Origin of the sequence: Nocardiopsis sp. JB363 (assembly GCF_900143625.1) — a bacterium.
Classification (GTDB): domain Bacteria; phylum Actinomycetota; class Actinomycetes; order Streptosporangiales; family Streptosporangiaceae; genus Nocardiopsis.
Map to the genome: position 1 here is coordinate 1 of NZ_FRFF01000046.1, position 21365 is coordinate 21365.

At 67.1% G+C, this 21365-nt stretch carries 21 protein-coding genes; 15 read left to right on the forward strand and 6 right to left on the reverse strand.

Annotated elements, in window-relative coordinates; genetic code table 11:
• Positions 1–311: 311 nt before the first annotated feature.
• Together BQ8420_RS07455 and BQ8420_RS07460 are read right to left on the reverse strand one after the other, a co-directional pair.
• Positions 312–803 (reverse strand): HIT family protein, encoded by a 492-nt coding sequence (locus BQ8420_RS07455; RefSeq protein ID WP_087097088.1) that lies wholly within the window; start codon positions 801–803, stop codon positions 312–314.
• Entirely contained in the window at positions 800–1903 is a 1104-nt protein-coding gene (locus BQ8420_RS07460) for a ThiF family adenylyltransferase (protein WP_087097089.1), read from the reverse strand. Before BQ8420_RS07460 ends, BQ8420_RS07455 begins: the two co-directional genes overlap by 4 nt.
• A 188-nt stretch (positions 1904–2091) precedes the next feature.
• Here BQ8420_RS07460 and BQ8420_RS07465 point away from each other — a divergent pair, with 188 nt between their 5' ends.
• From BQ8420_RS07465 to BQ8420_RS07515, 11 genes are all read left to right on the forward strand, one after another.
• Positions 2092–2292, forward strand: coding sequence for a hypothetical protein (locus BQ8420_RS07465; RefSeq protein ID WP_087097090.1), 201 nt, complete (start codon positions 2092–2094; stop codon positions 2290–2292).
• 1 nt (position 2293) lies between these two features.
• Complete coding sequence (locus BQ8420_RS07470) at positions 2294–2821, forward strand: DUF6879 family protein (RefSeq protein ID WP_087097091.1); 528 nt, start codon at positions 2294–2296, stop codon at positions 2819–2821.
• Positions 2818–3681: a helix-turn-helix transcriptional regulator gene (locus tag BQ8420_RS07475; RefSeq protein ID WP_087097092.1), complete on the forward strand. Its 864-nt coding sequence runs from the start codon at positions 2818–2820 to the stop codon at positions 3679–3681. The genes BQ8420_RS07470 and BQ8420_RS07475 overlap by 4 nt, the downstream gene beginning before the upstream one ends.
• Positions 3647–3928 (forward strand): PqqD family protein, encoded by a 282-nt coding sequence (locus BQ8420_RS07480; protein ID WP_087097093.1) that lies wholly within the window; start codon positions 3647–3649, stop codon positions 3926–3928. The genes BQ8420_RS07475 and BQ8420_RS07480 overlap by 35 nt, the downstream gene beginning before the upstream one ends.
• Entirely contained in the window at positions 3925–4347 is a 423-nt protein-coding gene (locus BQ8420_RS07485; protein WP_235005986.1) for a lasso peptide biosynthesis B2 protein, read from the forward strand. Before BQ8420_RS07480 ends, BQ8420_RS07485 begins: the two co-directional genes overlap by 4 nt.
• 48 nt (positions 4348–4395) lie before the next feature.
• Complete coding sequence (locus BQ8420_RS07490) at positions 4396–5430, forward strand: protein-L-isoaspartate O-methyltransferase (RefSeq protein ID WP_087097095.1); 1035 nt, start codon at positions 4396–4398, stop codon at positions 5428–5430.
• An 86-nt stretch (positions 5431–5516) separates the two neighbouring features.
• The gene (locus tag BQ8420_RS07495) at positions 5517–6644 is read left to right on the forward strand and encodes a methyltransferase domain-containing protein (RefSeq protein WP_087097096.1); all 1128 of its coding nucleotides are present in this window, start codon (positions 5517–5519) and stop codon (positions 6642–6644) included.
• A 68-nt stretch (positions 6645–6712) separates the two neighbouring features.
• Entirely contained in the window at positions 6713–7012 is a 300-nt protein-coding gene (locus BQ8420_RS07500; RefSeq protein ID WP_087097121.1) for an NIPSNAP family protein, read from the forward strand.
• Positions 7013–7319: 307 nt separating this feature from the next.
• Positions 7320–7589 carry a hypothetical protein gene (locus BQ8420_RS07505; protein WP_087097097.1) on the forward strand — a complete coding sequence of 90 codons (270 nt, stop codon included), beginning with the start codon at positions 7320–7322 and terminating at the stop codon, positions 7587–7589.
• On the forward strand, positions 7582–8193 hold the full coding sequence (locus BQ8420_RS07510) for a DUF6879 family protein (protein ID WP_087097098.1): 612 nt from the start codon (positions 7582–7584) through the stop codon (positions 8191–8193). The genes BQ8420_RS07505 and BQ8420_RS07510 overlap by 8 nt, the downstream gene beginning before the upstream one ends.
• Positions 8183–10645, forward strand: a complete 2463-nt coding sequence (locus BQ8420_RS07515) for a tetratricopeptide repeat protein (RefSeq protein WP_369825479.1) — start codon at positions 8183–8185, stop codon at positions 10643–10645. The genes BQ8420_RS07510 and BQ8420_RS07515 overlap by 11 nt, the downstream gene beginning before the upstream one ends.
• On the opposite strand, the gene BQ8420_RS07520 is transcribed toward BQ8420_RS07515, so the two are convergent.
• The 3 genes from BQ8420_RS07520 to BQ8420_RS07530 all read right to left on the reverse strand — a co-directional run bounded on the left by BQ8420_RS07520 (position 10611) and on the right by BQ8420_RS07530 (position 14139).
• Positions 10611–10823, reverse strand: coding sequence for a hypothetical protein (locus tag BQ8420_RS07520; protein ID WP_235005987.1), 213 nt, complete (start codon positions 10821–10823; stop codon positions 10611–10613). The genes BQ8420_RS07515 and BQ8420_RS07520 overlap by 35 nt on opposite strands.
• Positions 10824–11029: 206 nt before the next feature.
• Positions 11030–13741 (reverse strand): DUF4132 domain-containing protein, encoded by a 2712-nt coding sequence (locus BQ8420_RS07525; protein WP_235005988.1) that lies wholly within the window; start codon positions 13739–13741, stop codon positions 11030–11032.
• 2 nt (positions 13742–13743) lie between these two features.
• On the reverse strand, positions 13744–14139 hold the full coding sequence (locus BQ8420_RS07530) for a hypothetical protein (RefSeq protein WP_087097101.1): 396 nt from the start codon (positions 14137–14139) through the stop codon (positions 13744–13746).
• A 617-nt stretch (positions 14140–14756) separates the two neighbouring features.
• Between BQ8420_RS07530 and BQ8420_RS07535 the strand changes: the two genes are divergently transcribed.
• Genes BQ8420_RS07535 through BQ8420_RS07545 form a run of 3 tightly spaced genes read left to right on the forward strand, consistent with a single transcriptional unit; the run spans position 14757 to position 18061 of the window.
• Positions 14757–15029 carry a hypothetical protein gene (locus tag BQ8420_RS07535; protein ID WP_087097102.1) on the forward strand — a complete coding sequence of 91 codons (273 nt, stop codon included), beginning with the start codon at positions 14757–14759 and terminating at the stop codon, positions 15027–15029.
• Complete coding sequence (locus BQ8420_RS07540; RefSeq protein WP_087097103.1) at positions 15022–15636, forward strand: DUF6879 family protein; 615 nt, start codon at positions 15022–15024, stop codon at positions 15634–15636. Before BQ8420_RS07535 ends, BQ8420_RS07540 begins: the two co-directional genes overlap by 8 nt.
• A 46-nt stretch (positions 15637–15682) precedes the next feature.
• Entirely contained in the window at positions 15683–18061 is a 2379-nt protein-coding gene (locus BQ8420_RS07545) for a tetratricopeptide repeat protein (RefSeq protein ID WP_087097104.1), read from the forward strand.
• 206 nt (positions 18062–18267) lie between these two features.
• Here BQ8420_RS07545 and BQ8420_RS07550 read toward each other — a convergent pair whose 3' ends face one another.
• The gene (locus BQ8420_RS07550; protein ID WP_235005989.1) at positions 18268–19815 is read right to left on the reverse strand and encodes an MDR family MFS transporter; all 1548 of its coding nucleotides are present in this window, start codon (positions 19813–19815) and stop codon (positions 18268–18270) included.
• A gap of 516 nt (positions 19816–20331) precedes the next feature.
• Here BQ8420_RS07550 and BQ8420_RS07555 point away from each other — a divergent pair.
• Positions 20332–21300: an NAD(P)-dependent alcohol dehydrogenase gene (locus tag BQ8420_RS07555; RefSeq protein ID WP_087097105.1), complete on the forward strand. Its 969-nt coding sequence runs from the start codon at positions 20332–20334 to the stop codon at positions 21298–21300.
• The last annotated feature ends 65 nt before the right edge of the window (positions 21301–21365 follow it).

Here is a 21365-nt window from a genome sequence, read left to right on the forward strand (position 1 = left end):
GGCCACCTCCACCCACCCTCCATGGACCTCAATGAGGGCACCACCCTCCCCTTTCAACGCCCTCCCCTTCACGAGCAACTTCGAGCAAGGGCGTTGGCCCGCCACCGGACGCGGGCTTTGATGGGTGTGGGGCGATCACCCGGAACTCCGGATCGCCCTCTTCCACCCACGACCCCCACCCTGTGAGGAGGAGGCGGCCATGAACGACGACGGCAACAACTGACGACGACCGATAGCCGACACCTTCGGGGCGGGGCGGACCAGGTCCGCCCCGCCCCTTCCTCCTACTCGCTCCCCCAACGCGCGTCGCCTCAGATCGCCGCCACGGCCCGCACGCGCTCGGCGACCCTCGCCAGCCAATCGTCGTCCGCGCGGACGTGGTCGTGGGAGGACAAATACCCCTGGTAGGAGTCGAAGTACCCGGTGATGGGCGAAGCCACCTCACGCCAACTCTCGCCCTGGTTGCCGGCGGTGTGGTGCATGGGGAAGAGCTTGACGTGGGCGTGGTCGACCCCGTACCCCTCGTACATGATCCCGGTGCGGGCCACGTCCTCGAACGCTTCGTCCAGGAGTCGGGCCACCTGTCGGGCGGCCAGATGCAGGGCGGTGTACTCCCTCGGTTCCATCTCCACCACGTAGCTGGGCCGGTGGGCCTTGGGGATCACCACCGAGAACCCCTCGGTGTTGGGGAAGATCGACAGGAACGCCAGGTGATCGTCGTCCTCCCAGATCCGGTGGGCGGGCGCGTCTTCGGCCACGATCCGGCAGAAGACACAGTCGGGGGCGTGGGACTCGATACTCACAGGGCTCCTTGGTGTCGTGGTGTCGCGGGATGGACGTCGGCGCAGGTGACACAATGCGGGTCACGTTCGGCGGGCTGCTCCTGGATCGACAGCTCATGCGACCACACGCCCATCCGCCGGTTCAGGGCCGCCGGTACTCCGAACCCTCCCAGGTGGCGCAGGACGTCCAGCGCGGCCAGAGAAGAGGCGAGCATGTTGACCGGGCCGTTGGACGGCGCCTGGTAACGGGCGTTAACCCGTCCGATGAGCGCCGCCAACTCGGGTTCGTCGGCGGGTGCGCGTGCCGTGAGTAGTCGACAGTCCCAGCACCCGGTGGTTCCGGGGACCACCAACGGCCCCCACACCGCGACGTCGTTGACGTAACAGGCGTTCAACCACGCCTGGCCAGAGTCGACGCAGTGGGCGTTCACCAGGCCGGTCAGCCCCGGTGAGTCGGCGGAGACCAACAGCAGGTCCGCCTCCGGAAGGGCTCTCAGGTCCTCGATATCGGTCGGCGCACCGACGATGGTCCGGATACGGCACCCGGGGTTGCGGCGACGTAGTTCCCGAGCCAGGGCCCGACTCTTGGATGCACCGGCGTCGGCCTCGGTGAACAGGAACTGGCGGGTCAGGTTGCTCAGCTCCACGTGGTCGGCGTCCACCAGGGTCAACGCGCCGACCCCGGCGGTGGCCAAGGTGACGGCGACCAGGTTGCCGATCCCGCCACACCCAAGCAGGAGCACATGAGCGGAGGCCAGTCGTCGCTGTACTCGCCGTGCGTCCGCGCCGGACAACTCGTAGAACAGGGCGTGCCTGCTGTAGCGGTCCTCAGGGTCGTAGGCGGAGGCCAAGATCAAGCAGTTTCCGTGTTCCAGGGTCAGCATCACCGCCTCGGCACGGGCCGCCTCCACCCGGCAAGGGCCACGTAGGAAGTCCAGGGCCTCGGCGCGAGTCCGTGGCTCGCGGAAGTGGTCGGCGAGTTGGACCAGTGGGCGCCACAGATTCCGGTCCTGGATGCTCTGTTGCACGGAACCGAAACCGAGGAAGAGCGTGCCGTCCTGGACCCCGATACGGACGTAGGGGGCGAGTATTCGTGGGGGTGGGCCACCTGAAGGATGCACCAGGGAAACCGCCTTTCAGCAGGGCCACGGAGGCCGGGACCGGGTCACCGCCGAACGTAGAACCGGCAAGACCCCCGAACCGGAAAGTTGCTCCGAATTGCTCCCGGAGGTCATGCCAAAGCCTGGAAACGCCTGGTGGCGATCGGCGAGACTGGGTCCCCGGCCCCCAGAAGAGGAAGCCCGCACTCATGAAGCTACGCAAGATAGGCACCACCTCACAGGACGGTGGATGTCCGACGCTGTACGAGACCGACACCGGTGACATTGTGGTCCAGGGTGACCGGCTGACCGATCCCGAAGCATTGGCCCAGCTGAGCGACGTTCTGGAGGGTGAGGAGTTCATCGTCGTCCCCCGAGCCCTGCTGACGCGCTTCGCCCCCAAGGAGTGAGATGCCCCCGATCCTCAGCGGAGAGGACTTCACCGACCTCTTCCGCCGCTACCGCCACACGGCATGGCGGCTCGAAACCCGCTCCCACTACGGAAAGCTCAACGAGGATCAGCCCTTTCAGGACTGGTCGGCGGGCAAGGACCCCGGCCTGGAATGGTTCAAGCCCTGGCTGCACATGATGCGCGAGGAGCTCGCCACCGGAAAGCGGATGGAGCGGGTACGCCTCATCGACGATCCACCCTCGGACTACCTGCGTTGGGAGTTGTGGGGGACTCCCTACAACCTCGGGGTGGGTGAGGACATCCGTTATCTGCCCCGCGACCACTCGGTCGTCGCCGAGCTCCTCGACCACGACTTCTGGGTCTTCGACAGCCGCACGGTGGCTCGCCTGGAGTTCGATGGTGACCGGTTCCTCGGGGCGAGCCTCAGCGAAGACCCCGGGTACGTGTTGACTGCGCTCCAGGCACGCGACGCGGCATGGCATCATGCTCTGACGTTCACGGAGTACATGGCGACAAGGGCACGATGACCGATTACCAGACGGCTCGGGTCTCGCTCGGTGTCCGCTTGCGCGAACTCCGGGGCGAGGCCGGGCTGTCCGGCAGAGAACTCGCGGCACGCCTGGACTGGCAGCCCTCCAAGGTGTCGAAATTGGAGCATGGCAGGCAGACCGCGAGTGTGGAGGATCTGCGCTCGTGGGCACGGGTGTGCGGACGCCCACAGGCGACGGAAGGGCTATTGGCCCAACTCCGCTCCTTGGAAACTCACTACGCGAGCTGGCGCCGGCAACTCGCCGGTGGACATGGACCACGTCAACGCTCGTACTCACCTCTGGACAGTCGTACCCGGCACTTCCGGATCTTCGAGGCGGCGTGCGTTCCCGGGCTCCTCCAGACTCAGGATTACGCGAAGTTCATGTTCCGTCGGGGGGTGCGTCGACACCGCACACCCGATGACGGAGACGAGGCGGTACGCGCCCGGATGGAACGGCAGGGCATCCTCGACCTGCCCGACAAGACCTTCCACGTCCTGCTCTGGGAGCCCGCTCTACGGATCCGCCTGGGCCCGGACGTGGTCATGGTCGAACAGCTCTCCCGCGTCATCACGGAGATCGCTCGGGAAAGGGTCGAGATCGGTGTGATCCCCATGGCCATGAGCATGGACGTGGTGCCCTCACACGGTTTTTGGATCTTCGACGACGACCGGGTGTTGGTGGAGACGATCGGGGCCGAACTCTGCCTGACGGAGGAGGTCGCGGTGACGCCCTACGTGCGGATGTTCGACGAGCTGTCCCGCTCGGCGTTGCGAGGTCTGGCCGCTATCCGCCTGGTGGAGTCGGTCCGCCGCGACTTGGGTGGCGGCGCCCAAACCTCGCCCGACAGGAAGTGAACACGTCGCAGCCGACCAGGACGGCGCGGTACTCCTGCACGTACCGGATGGACTCCTCTACGGCCTCAACCCCACCGCCGCCGCTTTGTGGGAACACCTCACTCAGGGGAAGGAATCGCGCGATCTTGTGGAAATCCTGGCCGTGCGCTGGGACGTGGACCCGGACAGGATCCAAGCCGACACCGTCGCCCTCATCGAGGACCTGTCACGGCTCGGGCTGCTTTCTCCGGTGGAGGAGGAACGATGAGCAGCTCCCCCATGGCGATCCGCCCGGAGAACTCCCGACCTGTCCCCTTGCGGTACAGGATCGCGGGGGTACTCGGCTGCGTCTGCGCGCTCATTCTCCTCAGGTTTCCGGTGTCGGTCAGCCTGAAGCTCATTCGCCGACTCAACGGGAACACGTCCCGGGAGGCCTCCGTCCATGAAGCCGCGAGGGTGGTCGAGGCCGTCCGCGCGGTGGGCCGCTTCTTTCCCGGGAGGTTCGCCTGTCTGGAAAGTGCGCTGTCCTCGACCTTGGCCGCCCTGATGCTACGGCGCCGTGTCGACTGGTGTGTCGGTGCCCGCATGATGCCCTATGCCGCCCGTTCCTGGGTCGAGGCGGCCGGCGAACCGATCGGGGAACCCGAATTCTCCAACCACCCCTACCTGGTGCTGGTACGCACCTGAACACCCACCGATACGACCATGGGCGCCACTGCCCTGGCTGGGAGAAGCATGAACGACGACCGCGTCCAGGATTCCTTCGCCGCCGTCCCGGAGGAGTACTACACCCATCGCGAGGACGGAAGCCTCATCACCCAGAGCACCTCGGCCCAAGGCATCGGTGAGATGCTCGCCCGGCTGGACGTCCGCCCGGGGATGCGGGTGTTGGAGATCGGCACCGGGTCGGGGTTCTCCGGCGCGCTGCTCGGCGCGCTCGTGGGTGAGCGTGGATCTGTGGTCTCCATCGACGTCATGGCCGATCTGGTCGAACGCGCGCAGAAGCTGCATACCGCGCGCGGAGCGGACAACATCACCGTCATCACCCGTGATGGCGCGGAGGGAGCACCCGAGCACGCTCCCTACGACAGGATCGTGGCGTGGGCGAGCAGCGAGATGTTGCATTCGACCTGGGCGGACCAGTGCGTGCCGGGTGCGGTACTGGTCGTTCCGATCACCCTCATCGACCTGCCCCGTTCCAACGCGATCGTGCGGGCCCATCGCACTCGGAACGGGGAGTTGGCGGCCGACCGGCTGTGGTCCGGAGGATACGTGGAGATGCACCCGGAGGTACTCGACCAGTGGCTGGTACCTCCACGGGGTGTCGACGCTCGGTCCACCGATGCACAGGGACATCCTTGGTGGATCAGCGCCGTGTGGTCCCGAAACGGTGATGGCGTGCGGGCGGCCGAGGCACTGCTCGCGGAGTTGGCGGCCGGCGCCGAGGAACGTGAGGGTCCACTCGGTGAGGGTGAGTCGGTAGGCGATTTCCACGCCTACCTGTACGCGGCACGGCCCGAGGGCCTGAGCATGCTCGGCCTGGGAGCGCGTGGTTGGGCGCCCGGTCACTCCAGCGCGCGCGGAGCCGCCGCGCTGCTCGGCGACGGGAGCCTGGTCCACAGCGCGGATACCGGATCGGTGGAACAGGTGCACCGGTGGGCGGATCAGTGGCGTCTGACCAGGTCCCCCGGAGCCGCGTCCCTGCGGCCGGTATTGGAGGAGGTGCGCGGCGGTATGCTCGTTCGCGCTCATGCCGCGGTTCCCGCCTAGAAGAAGGAGCATACGTGAGCGGCCCGGAAACACCTCGTGCTCGGGGTGCGTCCGGTGATGGCAAGCACGAGAGGGATGACAAGTAGGTGCTCCCCCCACACCAGAAACTGGTCGCCCGCCTCGAACGGGCGGGCGTCCTGCCCCGGCACTGGCGTACCGCGTTCACGCGGGTCGAGCGCCATCACTTCCTGCCCGACCGAATCACCGCGCCCGACGGCGAGGTCGTGGACCGCTCCCAGGACCCCAAGCGCTGGCTCGACCTGGCCTACGACGACATCCCGATCATCACCCAACTCGACGACGGCACCGAGGACGGGAGCGGGTACCCGACCAGTTCCGCCTCGCAGCCCACGATCGTCGCCGACATGCTCTCCCGCCTGGACGTCCTCCCCGGAATGCGGGTCCTGGAAGTGGGCACCGGAACCGGGTACAACTCCGCGTTGCTCTGCGAACTGTTGGGGGAAGAGAACGTCACCACCATCGAGGTCGACGCGGACCTCGCCGAACAGGCCCGGGAACGCCTACTCGGCACCGGTCTCGCTCCACTCGTGGTCACCGGTGACGGCGCCCGGGGGTGGCCGGCCCGAGCCCCCTTCGACCGGGTGATCTGCACCGCCGCCGTCCAACGCGTGCCCTACGCCTGGGTCGCCCAGACCAAACCGGGAGGCCGGATCCTCACTCCGTGGGGCACCGCCTTCCACAACGGGGTCCTGGCCGACCTCCGAGTCGGAACGGACGGCACCGCGCGGGGGCACTTCGAAGGTGACGTGGCGTTCATGTGGGTGCGCGACCAACGCGCACCCAGGCGGGTCGTCCAGACCCACGTCCGCCCCGAGGAACAGTCGTTCACGACCTCGAACACGAAACTGCACCCCTACGAGCCGATCCACGACTTCGACGCGAGCTTCGCCATCGGCCTGCGCATGCCCACCGTGCTGAACCGGGTCGAGTTCGACTCAGGCGACACACAACACTTCACGGTCCACCTGGTCGACCCCGGTACAGGGTCCTGGGCCTCCTGGCATATCGACCCCGAACAGCGGTCCCCCGGCCACGAGGTCCACCAACACGGTCCCCGCGCCCTGTTCACCGAGTTGGCGGACGCCTACGAATGGTGGCGGGGGGCCGGGAAACCGGCGCACACCCGATTGGGCCTCACCGTGTCCGCCGAGCGACAAGAGGCTTGGCTGAACGATCCCCGAAGCCCGGTGTGAGCACGCGCCCACGTCTCCGATACCCCTACCGATCCATCACACATCGAGGTCCTTTGAAAGGCGTCGTCATGCCCGCCACCACCCAGGTACGCACCTACACCGTCCGCGAGGGCCTGCTCGATGAATGGGTCCGGCGCTGGCAGGAGGAGATCGTCCCCCTGCGCCTGAAGTTCGGCTTCTGCCTCGGCGGCGCCTGGATCGACCGGGAGCGCCACCACTTCATCTGGGAGATCTCCTTTGAGGGTCCCGAAACCTTCGCCGAGCGCAACCGCCACTACTGGGACTCCCCCGAACGCGAAGCGATGGCCCTGAACCCCGAGGACTACCTGCTCTCCACCGACGTCCGCGAAGTCACCCGGGTCTACTGACCCCTTCCTTCTCCCGCCTCTTGGCCCGGCCAGATGCGGACGAACAGATCACGTTCCAGAATAGAAACGCAAACCATCTCTTCCTCACTCTCAACAGACAAAAGCGAACCCTTCAAAAACACACCACACCGACACGTTCTTCCCTGTTCAACACGGCTACACCCACCATGGATCCTCCAGGGCCGGCAAGGAAGATCGGTGTGGCTCAGCGAAACAGAAAAGCCACTCGGATTCGGCTGAGTTCCGTGTTAGCTTTTTCGGCAGGCGTGCTCGACCCCCTCGACCGGAGCACGCGGAAGGGAAGGCCATGTCACGCCCTTGGGAGGCGGATCCGACCGCGGGGATGCGACGTCGGTTGGGCAGGCCACCCGCCGAGTTGGGCACCACGAACAACATCGACAAGTGTCCGGACATCTGGGAGCTCGACAATGGCGACATCGCCGTCATCGGTCGCGACCTGACCGACTCCTACGCTCCACGCCTACCTGAGGGCGTGGCCATCGCGGAAGACGAACGACTGGTCATCATCCCTCGCTCCACCCTCATCTCCGCGAAACCGGACATCGACGATGCTTGACACCATCACCTCCCTTCCCGGTGACCACCTGGACCTCTCCAGCTACGACGACGACTTCGGGCCCCGCTTCCGATCACTCCGAAACGCCGATATCCAAAAGCTCGAACGGCAGCAGGTCTTCCACCAGCCAGAGAACGAAAGCTGGCTGGCCTTCCAACGGGGCCACCGGGAGGAATCCCTGCGTCAGCTGGAAGCGGACCGTCCCGGCCTACGTGAGCTGTTCTCACGACTTGCCCGGATCGGATGCCGGGTTCAGCGGGTGCGAGTCGTGGACGAACCCATCTCCACCTACCTGCTGTGGGAACTCCACTCCCTACGGATTCGCGCCCAGTGCGGCGAGGACATCCGGGTCATCTCCTCCGAACCACTCTCGGCCTTCGAGCGGGACCGGCCCGTGCCGGAGATCGTCACCCTGGGGGAGGAAGTGACCTACCGGATCCTCTATGCCCCCCGGGGAGAAGCCGAGGGCGCGGTCCGCTACCTCGACCCCGGCCTGACCGCGCGGTGTGCGGCCCAGATCGCGTCCCTGCACCGGCGAGCCGAGCCCTTGGAGCCCTACTTCGTCCGCGAGGTGGCACCAAAGGACGTGTCGGGTGCCCGGTAGACCAGATCCCGCCGACCCTGCTTCCGATGGTGCGGCCGACGACGAACAGCGGCCCGGCCACGGCACCCGGTCTCGGATGTCCGACGTCTCCGGAAAGGCGGTCCAAGCCAGGGATGTCCGCGGCGGGGTGCACTTCCACACGGGCGGTTCGCAGCACTCCGCCTCTCCCGTACCAAGGCAGCTGCCCGCCGACGTGCGCGGATTCGTCAACCGCACCGGTGAACTCGAAGTACTCAGCAACCGCCTACCCGGTACCGGCGAACGTTTTGAGGCCACGATGCACGTCATCGTCGGCACCGCCGGTGTGGGCAAGACCGCCCTCGCCCTGCACTGGGCGCACCGGGTCCGCGACCACTTCCCCGACGGACAGCTCTACGTCGACCTCCAAGGCTACGGACCCGGCCTGCCCATGGCACCGGGCCAGGTGCTGGAGTGGTTCCTGCGAGCCTTCGGTGTCGCCACCGAATCGCTACCACCCGAAACCGAGGGCCGTGCCGCCCTCTACCGTTCCTCTCTGGCCGAGAAACGGGTCCTGGTCCTGTTGGACAACGCCGCGAACGCGACCCAGGTTCGACCACTCCTGCCCGGCTCCGCCGACAGCGCGGTGGTGATCACCAGCAGGGATCGATTGTCCGGGCTGGTCGCCAGGGACGGGGCCCAGCGGCTCACCGTTCGGACACTGGAGCCGGCCCAGGCCGTGGAACTGCTGGAGTACGTCACCGTCCACCACCGGGCCAAGGACGACCCCCGAGAAGTGGTCGAACTCGCGCGATTGTGCGGCCGGCTCCCGTTGGCCCTGCGCATCGCCGCCGAACGGGCGGCCGGCCACCCGCACATGCCCTTGTCGGACCTCATCCAGGACCTGCGCGACGAGTCCGGCCTGTGGGACGCGCTGGCCACCGATGACGAGGAGGAGGCCGACGCGGTCCGCACCGTCTTCGCCTGGTCCTACCGGGTCCTGCCCCAAGAGGCGGCGCGCCTGTTCCGCCTGCTGGGCCTACATCCTGGGAGGGACTTCGGAACCGGTGCAGCGGCCGCCCTGACCGACCTCCCCACGCGCCGGACCCGGCGCTGCCTGGACACGCTCGTCGGTGCGCACCTGCTGGAACAAAGCGGAGCGGACCGCTACCGGTTCCACGACCTGATCCGCTCCTATGCGATGGACCAGGTGCGCGACGAGGAGACTCCCGAACTACGAAGTGCGGCCCTGGAGCGACTCCTGACCTGGTACCTGCGCACCGCCTACGCGGCGGTCCAGGTCGTGGACTCCAACCTGCGCCGACCCGAGCCGGACGAGATCCTCACCAGCCACGAAACCGGCTCTCCCAGCGGGCATACCGACGTGGTCTTCACCGACAACTCCGACGCACTGCGCTGGTTCGAGCTGGAGGAGGCGAACCTGATGGCCGCCGCGAAGGTGGCCACCGACCAGGGCTGGGATGGCATCACCTGGCGGTTCCCCCACGTGCTGGGGCACTTCCCCGTACATGGAAAGCCGTGGATCAGGATGCTCGGCCACGGCCTGGCGGCGCTGCGAAGAGACCATCACCCCCGGGCCGAGTCCGACCTGTGGGAGGGGCTGGGCATAGCCCACCTCCAGGCCGGCCGGCCCGACGAAGGCATCGAGCACCACACCCGCGCGCTGGAACTGAGACGGTCACTGGGGGACGAACGTGGGGTCCTCATGTCCTCGAACGCCCTAGGTCTGGCGCGTCTACGCGATCGCGGGCTCGACCGGGCACGCGAGGACTTCGAAAGTTCCCTTACTGCCGCCAGAGACCTCGGTGACCGATTGTGGGAGGGGATCGCCTTGGGCAACCTGGTCCGCTGTCTCCTTGAGCTGGGACAGCGGGAGGAAGCGGTGGCCCTGTCCGACCAGGCTTTGCGCATCCACCAAGAGACCAAGGACCAGGCGAGCGAGTTCGCCTGTCTGACCGCCGTGAGCGCGGCCCGGAGGGAAGAGGGTCAGGCCGAGCTCGCTCTGGTCTTGACGCAGAAGACCTTGGGCATCGCCCACGACCTCGACCTCACCATCTACGAGGGGTTCGCCCACCTGGAACTGGGCCGAACGCGCGCGATGCTCCACCACCACGAAGAGGCCTTGGCCCACTTCCACGAGGCGGCGACTCTGCACCGCTCGATCGACGAACACGTCCGTGAGGCCGAGTCCTTCGAGGGCGTGGGCGAGGTCTATCAAGCCCTCGAACGCCCGGATGAAGCGGTGCGCTTCTTCCGGCAGGCGGCCAACGGCTATCGAAGACATGGGGCCCGGTGGAACCTGGCCATCTGCCTGGCTCGTCTGGCCACCGTGTTGGAGTCCTCAGATGAGCATGGCAGCGCCCTCGAACACCGGCGCGAGGCCCTCACGTCCCTGGACGGATTCACCGATCCCCGCGCCGAGCGCCTACGCGAACAGATCACCGCCCATGTCCCAGGCGACGCCACGCCCTGACACCGCTGACCGCCGGCCCTCTCCTCAGGCGCCGGAGCCGGCCCGCAATACGTTCCAGGTGTTGGACCGCTTCGTCCCCGAAGCAGGCCGGTTTCTCCAGCTCGGCGAACAGTTCCACGTACGTCGCGATGTCGGTGGTACCGGTGAGAGTGGCCGTGGCGGTTTCGGTGTCGACCATGACCTCCTGGGAACACTGCCTTCGGTGCGGTATGCCTCAGCACCCGCGCTACCCGGCTGGGCCTGCCGTACCTGGCGGGCGGGAGTTTCCCGGTGGTCCCCTCCCACGGGCACGATCGATCGCTTCTTCGACCGTGGGAGGGGATCTCTTCCGCTCGTCGAGCAGGGAGCGGAGTATCGTCCGGGCGCGGCCCGTGAACGCTCCCCCTACCCGTCCAGTCCACGGCGGATCTGCCTGGTGATGTCCACGTCCTCGATGGTGCTGTCCTTGGCCAGCATCAGGGCCTTGGACAGGATCAACGCCAATCGTCCGCCGTCCTGTTCGAAGGGCAGGAACACCCCCGGGCCCTTCTCCCTACCCGAAGGCACCACGCACAGATAGGAGTCGTCCGGTTCCATCAGGATGTTGGCGCTGCCCAGGTGGATCCGGTAGGAACGCAGGTCTCCACGCACCCGCAGGAAGCGGCCGTCGATCTCCAACCGGTCGGCCGCGCCCAGCCGTGGCAGCAGGCCCGCCAGGGCCTCGCGCCGCACCACCGCGTTCTCGGTGAGTTCACCGAAGGCCGCCTGGTGCCAGTAGGGCCGGTGGGCGCTCTCCCCCTGGTCGACCCATCGGGGGTCCGCGGCGATCGAGGACACCCCCACCGCCAGGTCCACGTCGCGCATCGCCTCCGACAGCACCAATGCCGGCACCTCCACCAGCGCGACGGCCTCCCGCTCACCCGCACGACGGAAGCGGACCTGGTCGGTGCCGCAGTACCGGACGGGGTCGGTCGCGCCCTCCTCGGGCAGGGCGATGTCGAGATCGACCTGCCAGGACGTCCCACTCTCCCGGTCGGCGCACAGACGCTCGGCGGTGCCCTCCTCGCCTCCGTGCCAACCGCCCAGCTGGTGGACGCTCCACCCGCGTTCGTTCAGCAGGGCCTTGGCCTGCCCGTACTTGAGGATGTGGGCGGCGTACCTGTTGGAGTAGACGCGGGTGGCCTCTTCCGCCGGGGTGAGCAGGTAGATCTCCCGATACGCCTGTTTGAAGGGCTGGGCGAGCTCCCGGTCGGTCAGGTACTCCCGCCACCGGTGCACCATCTCCGGGCGGCTCCGCGCGGGGTGCCACAACCGCACCCGGGCGCCGCCGTCCACGGTCGCGGTGTGGGCGGTCTCCACCCCGTCGGGGTCGACCAAGCGCCAGTGGGCCCCGTCGGATTCGGGCAGCCCGCACGTCCAGGTCCGGCCCTCGTCACCGCTCACCTCCCATAGCAGCCGCCGGGCGAGCGCCCCGGTGACCGGGTGGTCGAGATAGTGACGGACCCAGGACTCGGCGTCCCACACCCGGCCCTGGGCCAAGAACCCTTCCAGACGGACCCGTTCGGCCGTCACCACCTGACGCAGTTCCTTGAGTTCGGCTCGCAGCGCCTTGACCTCGTCGGGGTGTGATCCGCGCAGGGCGGCGGGGGGACCCGCGACGGGCCGCCCCTTCACCGAGACGAAACCCAAAGCGGCACCGCCGTCCGCCTTCAGGAGCATGGTGACAGGGTGTTCGCCCAACCGGTCGGTACGGGTCCCGTCCCGGCCCAGACCGAAGTCGGGGACGGTGCGTTCCAGCAACTGTTCCCCGCTGACGCCCAACCGGTCGGCGATCGTGTTCAGGGCCTTGTCGATCACCCTGGCCAGGGTCTTCTTCTTGACCTTCGCGCGAATACGGGCGAGGGCGGCGACCGCCTCATCGGTACCGCGCGCGGCCAGAACGCGGACGCAGGTCGAGGCCGTGCGTTCGGAGCGCAACAGCTTGGAGCCGCCCGACCCGGTCCCGGTGAACACCGCGATCCGTTCCAGAAGGGGCAGCGACCAGGCCTCGTCCTCGGATGCCTGTTCCCGCACCGCCCACACCAGGCCGTTGACGATGTTGTGCACGTGGATCGGGAAGTAGGCCGTGCTCGACTCGTGGTGTTCCCTCTCGACCCGCGGCGTGCGCAGCACCACCTCGACCAGTCGCCGCACCACGTCCTCCGCTTCGGGGAGCGCGGCCAACCTGCGCTGAAGTCCTTCGCGCCACTCACGGGTGGGCCGGGGACCCGGCGGCAGCAGGAGGTGGACGAACAGCTCCGCCAGACCGGGATGGGCTGCCAGTGAGGGTTCGCGTTCACGCAACAGATCACCGAACAGGTCGCCTTCGGGAAGGACGTGGTCCAGGGCCAAGGGGGCGCCCAACCGAAGAAGGAGCAGGAGCCCGCGTGCGTGGGGCCAGGGATCATCGGGTCCGTAGTGGAAAAGCTCCTCTCCTCGCTCCTGGCAGCGCACCCGGTGCTCCTCTAGTTGTTCCACGCACGGAGCCAGGACGGGGTCCGCCACCTGCTCACAGACATGGATGTGGCTGTCTTTGCCGACGACCCCCCGTGCTTCCGCGTGCATGAGCAGGGAGAGTAGGGCGCTGTCCCAGGGCAGAGCCGCACGGAACAGGGTGGCCACGGCACGGCAGTGGATGCGCGAGAAGTAGCGGAGGTGGCGGTCCTGTTCGTCGACCTCGGCGTGCCGGGGATGCCGGGCGTTGATCGCGAGCCAGAGCGCCAGGCGCGGCTTCAGTTCGTCGTCGCACCGATCGATCAGGGCCCGCACCGGGGTGCCCGCTCTCATCGTGGAGATCCCCTCGTACCCGTCCCAGCCCACACCCGGGACACCGGCGTGGGGCGGGGCGCACGCGCGCACGATGTGGTCGTACTCCTCGATCAGGTCCGGAAGGCCGGGGGCGTACAACCGGCCCAGGGCGTCCTCCACCTGTACGGGCAGCGTGCTCCGGTAGGCCCAGGAAGTCCTTCCCATGGCATCGATGCCCGAGGCGAACTCCTCGGCGGTTCGCTTCGCCCACTCCAACGCGGCGGTGGAAGGGCTGATCGCGGTGAAGGGTGGGGCGGCGGTCCCGGTCATGGTCAGCCACCCACCAGCGGGATGAGCTTGACGAACACGATCTCGGGTTCACCGGTCAGGTCGACGTTCTCCTCCAGGGACTCCACCTGGCGGTCACCGACGATGAGCACGAACCGCTGCTTCTCGAAGGCCCGCTCGGCCAGATCCGCCTGTTCCTCCCAGTCCAGGGCCGGCCGCCCGGTCCGCCGAGCCGCGGAGTTGAGTGAGTGCTCGGCGGCGGTGGGGGCCACCAGGCCCTGGAAGGGAAGAGACCCGTCGAGGTTGTGCCGGGCGACCTCCTCCCGTACGTGTGTCCGGATCAGTTCGCGTGCGCGGATCCGGTCGGGAAGGTCGGGCAGTTCGAGAGCGGGGCCGGGGACGCCCAGAGGGCTCTCGACTCGAAGGTGGGCTCGGGGCATGGGGGTGTTTTCCTTTTCTCCACTGGCGCGGGGCATCGCGTGCCGGGCCACGCTAACGGAGGAGACGGACAAAATCGTGGGGACCGGGAGACGAACCGATACTTTCGAGGGGTGGAGCGCGTTCCTCGGTGGGAGGGCTGGCCCGACCGCCGTGCCACGACCAACGGTCGGCATCGGAGCCCACCTCGTTCCTCCTCGATAGGGGTGTGGTGGGGCAGAGATCCCATGAGGGAAGCCCGTGGAAGTCGGCCCCGCCGCGTGGACGGCCACGGCCCCGGACAAGACCTTCCCTCTGGATGACCACCCCTTGAATGGCATTCCGACAAATCAAACGAAATGCACATGCATTGCCCCGCGCATTTTTAACGCGGGGAAACCGGACCCGCACCTGAACCCATAAAGCCGCCGGATACACAGGAACAATCTGTGAAACACCTCCCCTACCTACCATCTCGCGACATAGTCGACTCGCCTCGAACCATCCATCCCTCCGCGGAACGACCAGGCGCGAAAGGTGGATCGACCCAACAAACCGGCCACCTGTAAATTGACGAAAATTTGTGTTAATTTCAATGAGCGCATCCAACCCCCGAAAAGGTGCGTGGAGGGATCCCGCGATGACACCTCGCCCCTGGGAGGCGGACCCCACCGCGACCATGACACGAAGGCTCGGCAGATCCCCGATCGAGTTGGGCAACACGGACCGGGCCAGCGGATGTCCCGACATCTGGGAGCTCGACAACGGCGACATCGCCGTGATCGGACGCGACCTGACCCAGGCCTACGCGCGACGGCTTCCCCCAGGCTCCGCCATCGCCGAGGACGAACGACTCGTCATCATCCCCCGCAATACCCTGACCTCAGCGAAAGCGGACATTCCCGATGCTTGACACCATCGACACTCTCTGCGGTGATCGTCTGGCGCTCGACCCCTACCTCGATGAGTTCGACGCTCGGGTGGCATCGCTCAGGAACACCGATATCTGGAAGGTCGAACGGCGACAGGACTTTGATCAGCCGGAAAGTGAAAGCTGGTTGGCGTTCCGGGATGGACGACACGAAGAGTCACTCCGGCTTTTGGAGAAGAACCGCCCCGCGCTTCGGAAGTCGTTCGTCGAACTCAGCGATCAGGGGTGCACGCTCAAACGGATCCGTGTCGTGGAGAAACCCTTCACCACCTACCTCCGGTGGGAACTGCACTCCCTTCACCTGAGGGCCCAGTGCGGTGAGGACGTCCGCGTTATCTCCGCCGATTCCCTCGCCGGGTTCGAGCGCAACGGCCAGGTCCCGGAAATCGTGACTTTGGGAGACAGCCTTACCTACCGGATCCTCTATGACGCCCAAGGCGTTCTTCGGGGAGGGATCCGATTCACCGACCCCACCATCGCCGCCCGATGTCGAGAGGAGATCGCGGCGCTGCACGAAATCGGTGAGGATCTGGCGCACTACTTCCCCCGTGAAGTGGTCGAGACGGGACCTCGCTGTGGTCGACCCTAGATTCCCCGGACCGCTGGAAAGACCCGACGGAGGTACCCGGTCGAGGATGGCGGACGTCGCGGGACGTGCGGTCCAGGCCCGGGACGTCGCGGGCGGAGTCCACTTCCACGGTCAGGACTACCGATCCCATTTCGCCCCGGTCCCCCGTCAACTTCCCGGCGACGTGCACGGGTTCGTCAACCGCTTGGGCGAGATGGAGGTGCTCAGCACCCACCTGCGGGACGAGGGATCCGAGGACGGGCCTCGTGCTCCCATCCACGTCATCACCGGAACGGCGGGCGTGGGCAAGACCGCGTTGGCCCTGCACTGGGCACACCGGGTCCGAGAACACTTCCCCGACGGACAGCTCTACGTCGACCTGCGCGGATACGGAGCGGGGTCGAGCGTCGAACCCGACCACGTACTGCACCGCTTCCTGCGCGCCCTGGACGTCCCGGCCGACGCCGTTCCCGCCGACCTCGACAGCCGCTCCGCCCTCTTCCGGTCGATCTTGGCCGAGCGGTGTGTCCTCATCCTGCTCGACAACGCCGCCACCGCCGCACAAGTGCGCCCTCTGTTGCCCGGTAACTCCGCCTGCGCGGTTCTGGTCACCAGCCGGGACCGCTTGTCCGGGTTGGTGGCCAGGGAAGGGGCACGTCGGCTCACCGTTCGGACCTTGGAACCGGCCGAGGCCGTGGAACTGCTGGAACACGTCACCGAACGCCACCGGCCCCGGGACGACCTTCACGAGATCTCCGAACTGGCCCGTTTGTGCGGGCGTCTGCCCCTGGCGCTGCGCATCGCCGCCGAACGTGCGGCCGGCCGCCCCCACATGCCGTTGGGCGAACTCATCCAGGACCTACGGGACGAATCGGCCCTGTGGGACGCGCTGGCCACAGACGACGAAGAGGATGCCGACGCCGTTCGCACCGTCTTCGCCTGGTCCTACCGAGCCCTGCCGGAGGAGACCGCGCGCCAGTTCCGTCTCTTGGGTCTGCACCCGGGCGACGACTTCGACTCGACGGCCGCGGCGGCCCTGTCCGACCTCCCCGTCCGACGAGCTCGCCGCGTCCTGGACTCACTCGTGGGCGCGCACCTGGTGGAGCAGATCAGCCCGGACCGGTACCGCTTCCACGATCTGCTGCGTTCCTATGCCTGGGATCAGGCCCGCAAGGAGGAGAGCCCCAAGGGCCGACAGGAGGCTTTGACGCGTCTGCTGACCTGGTACCTGCGCACCGCCGACCTCGCGGCCCGGGCCGTGGACTCACCACTACGCCATCTCGACCCGTGCCCGGCATCGGACGTCGGCGCGCACCGTCACGTTCGCGAATTCGATGACAACGGGGAAGCGGTCCGGTGGTTCGAGGTCGAAGGTCGGAACCTCGTCGCCGCCGCCGAGACCGCCGTCTCCATCGGATTGGACTCGATCGCCTGGCGTCTGCCCGTGGTACTCAGGCACGTCCACGTGTTCCGCACCCCCATGAACGAGTGGATCGCCGCAAGCATCATCGGGCTCGGAGCCGCCCGACGCGAGAACGAACGGGCGGCCGAGGCCGACCTGTCGGAGAGCCTGGGAATGGCCTACGTGCAGTCCCATCGAAGACAGGAGGCCCTCGGCCGGCATCGACACGCCCTGAAGTTGCGTCAGGAGACCGGTGATGAGCTGGGAGAGGCCATGTCGCTGAACTCCCTGGGCCTGCTCCACCTGCGCGAGCACCGGTTGGAGGAGGCGCGCGACCACTTCGAGCGGGCGTTGGAGATCGTCAGGCACCGGGGAGAGCGGCGTTGGGAAGGGGTCGTGCTGGGAAACCTGGCCGACGCTCTACTCGACTCCGGCGAACTCCGCGAGGCGGTGGCCCTGGCGGATGAGGCGATCGAGATCCACGAGGAGACCGGCAACCGGATGAGCCAGTTCGCCTGTCTGATGTGTTCGGGGGCGGCGTGGCGGAAACTGGGGCAAATGAACCACGCTCTAGCCCGCACGCGGCGCGCGCTGGACGTCGCCCGGGAGTTGGACAACCCCGTGCGGGAAGGATTCGCCCTTCTGGAACTCGGCAGGGTCCAGGCACGTCTCGGCGACACCGAGGACGCCCTCGACGCCTTCCACGAGGCGGCGAGTCTGCACCGCGGAATCGGTGACCACGTGCGTGAGGCCGAGGCCTTCGAGGGCGTGGGCGAGGTCTATCAGGCGATCGACCGTCCGGACGAGGCCGCGAAGTTCTACCGGCAGGCGACCAAGGAGTACCGCGGCCACCAGGAATGGTGGCGGCTCGCGGTGTGCCTGGACCGGTCGGCTTCGGTGATGATCGAGGTCGGTGACGTGGCGGCGGCCCGTGGGCAGTGGCGCGAGGCACTGGCGGCCTTGAAGGACTTCACCGACCCCTGGGCCGAGCGCCTGCGCGAGCAGATCATCGCCCACCTGAACGACGCGGCCGGGTCCGGGTGATCTCACCTCTGATCGAGAAGGTCGCGTACCAACGCGTACCAAGAGGTGGATCTCGGCCCACGGGTTCCTCTCCCGGGGTCGGGTTCCGGCTCCGTGCCGTTTCGCCGATCGTTCAGCGCGCCCGATCGCGCCCGATCGCGACCGGCCGTGAACCTCCGCTCCCGGTGAGGTTCAGGGCTCGGTCACGACGAACACCCCTCCGGCCGCTACTCGGCGTTCGCGGGCTGTGAGCCGCGCCCATGTGAGTCCTTGATGAAGAAGGAGCCGACGATACCGAACACACCGATGATCGCGGCCACCAGGAACGAAACGTTCGCACCGTGGACCAGCCCTTCCGCTCCATAAACTTCGGGATCACGGGAGGCTACGGTCATGACGCTGACCAGAACCGCCGTTCCGATCGAGGAGGCGACCTGACGCATGGTGTTGTTCAGCGCCGTCCCGTGCGGAATGAGTCGCTGCGGAAGCTGATTGAGCGCCGCCGTGGTCACCGGCATCATGACCATGGAAACGCCGAGCATGCGCACCGTGTTCACCGACGCGAGGTAGGTGAACGAGGTGTCCACGGTCAGCACGGCGAGCATGAAGGTGGTGACGGTGAGCAGGGTGAATCCGATGACGGAAAGCCACTTCGCCCCGATGGCATCGAAGATTCTTCCGGTGACCGGCGACATCAACCCCATCACGGCGGCACCGGGCAAAAGGGCCAGACCCGATTCCATCGCGGTGAAGTCGCTCATGTTCTGCATGTACAGAGGCAGAATCAACATGCCTCCGATCATGGTGATGAACACGAGCATCCCCAGCACCGTGTTGAGCGTGAACATGGGGTACCGGAGCACTCGAAGCTCAAGGATCGGTTCATCCAGTTTCAGCTGACGCAGAATGAAGAAGACCAACGCGAACGCACCGACGATCAACGGCGCCAGGACCTGAGGGCTCGCCCACCCCGTCTCGCCGACCGTACCGAAGCCGTAGAGAAGGCCACCGAATCCCAAAGACGAGAGGATGATCGACAGAACGTCCAGACGTGGAAAGGTGCGTTCGGTGACGTTTCGAAGGATGAAATACGCGACGATCAGAACGATGACGGCGATCGGCAGCATCATGTAGAATAGGACCTGCCAGGGGAGGTGATCGACGATCCACCCGGAGAGGCTCGGTCCGATGGCGGGGGCGAAGGAAATGACGAGCCCGAAGGTGCCCATCGCCGTACCGCGTTTGTCCCGGGGGAAGATCGCGAAGAGAATCGTCTGCATCAACGGCATGATCATTCCACCGCTGGCGGCCTGGATCACCCGTCCGAGCAGCAGAACGGGATAGACAGGGGCCAAGGCGCAGATCAGTGTTCCGACAACGAAGATCCCTATCGCGGTCAGGAACAGGGAGCGTGTGGTGAAATTCTGGATCAGGAACGCGGTGATCGGGATCATGATCCCGTTGACCAGCATGAAACTGGTCGTCACCCATTGTGCCGCACTCGCGGTGATGCCGAAATCCCGCATGAACGCGGGCAACGCCGTGTTCAGCAGGGTCTGGTTGAGAATGACGACGAACGCGCCGGATACCAATACGGCCAGAACAACGTTCCGGTTCACCGGATTCGGGTCGTGCGCGTCAGCCGGTTTGTCGTCCCCGTTCGTCAAGGTGAAATCTTCTCTCATGCGATCATCGGCCCTGGGGAACGTGTCCGCCAGGGTTTCTGTTGTTTTCGGTGGGCTGGTGGAGTCGACGGGACGTTCCCCCTCGTCCATGTCCCACCGCTCCGTCGTGGGCCCCGTCATGGGATCACTTTCCACGACTGTCCGGCTCCGGGACGGGAGCTCACTATTCCATCTCCGAGAGGCCTCCCGGCTCCTCCCCTCACCAACCCCAGGATGCACCCCGACCTCAGTAGGTCTGCCCAGGTGAACCGGGCGACGCGCACATCCGGGTACAACCGATGCAATCCGTTCTACGCTCCCGGTCCCCGGCCGGCGCACGCGGGGTGCCGTGTGACCCGATCCCGTGCGCCTTCCCGATGAGTCGGGCGTCCACTCACCAAAAGTCCACCACCACGATCCCGCGTGCCGCGAACGCCTCCCGAGCCGCGTGGCGGATGCGGGGGCGGTATCGGGAGCGGTATCGAGGCCCATCCGAGAGGAATCAGCGGCCCTATCTCTCATATCAGCCGTAAGTGGAGGGGTGCTTCCGTTTCTGGCGTAGCGTGCGCGTCGAACCCGCACGGATTCGACGTGCGGCGGCCGAGGAAGGACCCGACAGTGGGACAGATGCGAGCGGCCCTGTACGACCGGTACGGCGGCCCGGAGGTGCTGTACGAGGGCACGGTGCCCCGACCCGACATCGGACCGGGGGACGCACTGGTGCGCGTCCACGCCGCCAGCGTGAACGGCGGTGAACTCCTGGGCCGCGCCGGCGGGTTGCGTCTGCTGACCGGGGCGATCGAAAGGGGCTTTCCCAAAAGGACCGGGATCGACTTCACGGGCGAGGTGGTCGAGGTGGGTTCCGATGTCGTCGGGGTCGAACCGGGAGCCCGGGTGTGGGGCGGACTGCCCCGAACGTTCGGCAGCGCGGCCGAATACGTGGCCGTCCGGCCCCGGCAGTTCGCCCTGGCACCGACGGGAACCGATCTGGTCGAGGCCGCGTCCCTGCTCGCCGGTGGCACGACAGCCATCACCGCGCTGCGGGACAAGGCCCGCCTCGCCCCGGGTGAGCGGCTGCTGGTGCGGGGCGCGAGCGGCGGTGTGGGGAACGTCGCCGTCCAGCTCGGCCGGGCCTACGGAGCCCACGTCACCGGGTTGGCCAGGGCCGACAACCTCGACTTCGTGCGGGATCTGGGCGCCGACGAGGCCTTCGACTACGCGAACACCGGCGCCGCCGACCTTCCCCCCTTCGACGTCGTCCTGGACACCGTCGGGACCGGGATGGCCGCCTACCGTAGGCGGTTGACCAGGAACGGACGCATGGTCTCGGTCACCTTCGACAGCGAGCGCATGCTCGCGTCGCTGTCCTACATCGCCGCATCGGCCGTCTTCGGTCGACGCCGTATCCGCGCCTTCAGCGGCAACCCCGGACATGGGCTCTTCGCCGAACTGACCCGCCTGACCGAGTCCGGGGCCCTTCGCCCCGTCGTGGACAGAGTCCTGCCCCTGGCCGACATCGCCCAGGCCCACCGGGCGCTGGAGACCGGAGGGGTCCGGGGGAAGGTACTGGTGAGCGTGGCCGGAACGGACGCCTGAGCCGTGTGGTCCGCCCCGTCTGGCGAACAGGGCACCTCGCGATCGCACCAGCGTGGTCCAGGGAT

Excerpts from the sequence above, each read along its gene's own strand:
- BQ8420_RS07505 (WP_087097097.1), top strand. The coding sequence starts at position 7,320 with ATGTCACGCCCTTGGGAGGCGGATCCGACCGCGGGGATGCGACGTCGG.
- BQ8420_RS07530 (WP_087097101.1), bottom strand. The coding sequence starts at position 14,139 with ATGCCCCGAGCCCACCTTCGAGTCGAGAGCCCTCTGGGCGTCCCCGGC.
- BQ8420_RS07475 (WP_087097092.1), top strand. The coding sequence starts at position 2,818 with ATGACCGATTACCAGACGGCTCGGGTCTCGCTCGGTGTCCGCTTGCGC.
- BQ8420_RS07465 (WP_087097090.1), top strand. The coding sequence starts at position 2,092 with ATGAAGCTACGCAAGATAGGCACCACCTCACAGGACGGTGGATGTCCG.
- BQ8420_RS07545 (WP_087097104.1), top strand. The coding sequence starts at position 15,683 with ATGGCGGACGTCGCGGGACGTGCGGTCCAGGCCCGGGACGTCGCGGGC.
- BQ8420_RS07520 (WP_235005987.1), bottom strand. The coding sequence starts at position 10,823 with ATGGTCGACACCGAAACCGCCACGGCCACTCTCACCGGTACCACCGAC.
- BQ8420_RS07500 (WP_087097121.1), top strand. The coding sequence starts at position 6,713 with ATGCCCGCCACCACCCAGGTACGCACCTACACCGTCCGCGAGGGCCTG.
- BQ8420_RS07510 (WP_087097098.1), top strand. The coding sequence starts at position 7,582 with ATGCTTGACACCATCACCTCCCTTCCCGGTGACCACCTGGACCTCTCC.
- BQ8420_RS07525 (WP_235005988.1), bottom strand. The coding sequence starts at position 13,741 with ATGACCGGGACCGCCGCCCCACCCTTCACCGCGATCAGCCCTTCCACC.
- BQ8420_RS07540 (WP_087097103.1), top strand. The coding sequence starts at position 15,022 with ATGCTTGACACCATCGACACTCTCTGCGGTGATCGTCTGGCGCTCGAC.
- BQ8420_RS07535 (WP_087097102.1), top strand. The coding sequence starts at position 14,757 with ATGACACCTCGCCCCTGGGAGGCGGACCCCACCGCGACCATGACACGA.
- BQ8420_RS07490 (WP_087097095.1), top strand. The coding sequence starts at position 4,396 with ATGAACGACGACCGCGTCCAGGATTCCTTCGCCGCCGTCCCGGAGGAG.
- BQ8420_RS07555 (WP_087097105.1), top strand. The coding sequence starts at position 20,332 with ATGCGAGCGGCCCTGTACGACCGGTACGGCGGCCCGGAGGTGCTGTAC.
- BQ8420_RS07485 (WP_235005986.1), top strand. The coding sequence starts at position 3,925 with ATGAGCAGCTCCCCCATGGCGATCCGCCCGGAGAACTCCCGACCTGTC.
- BQ8420_RS07470 (WP_087097091.1), top strand. The coding sequence starts at position 2,294 with ATGCCCCCGATCCTCAGCGGAGAGGACTTCACCGACCTCTTCCGCCGC.
- BQ8420_RS07550 (WP_235005989.1), bottom strand. The coding sequence starts at position 19,815 with ATGGACGAGGGGGAACGTCCCGTCGACTCCACCAGCCCACCGAAAACA.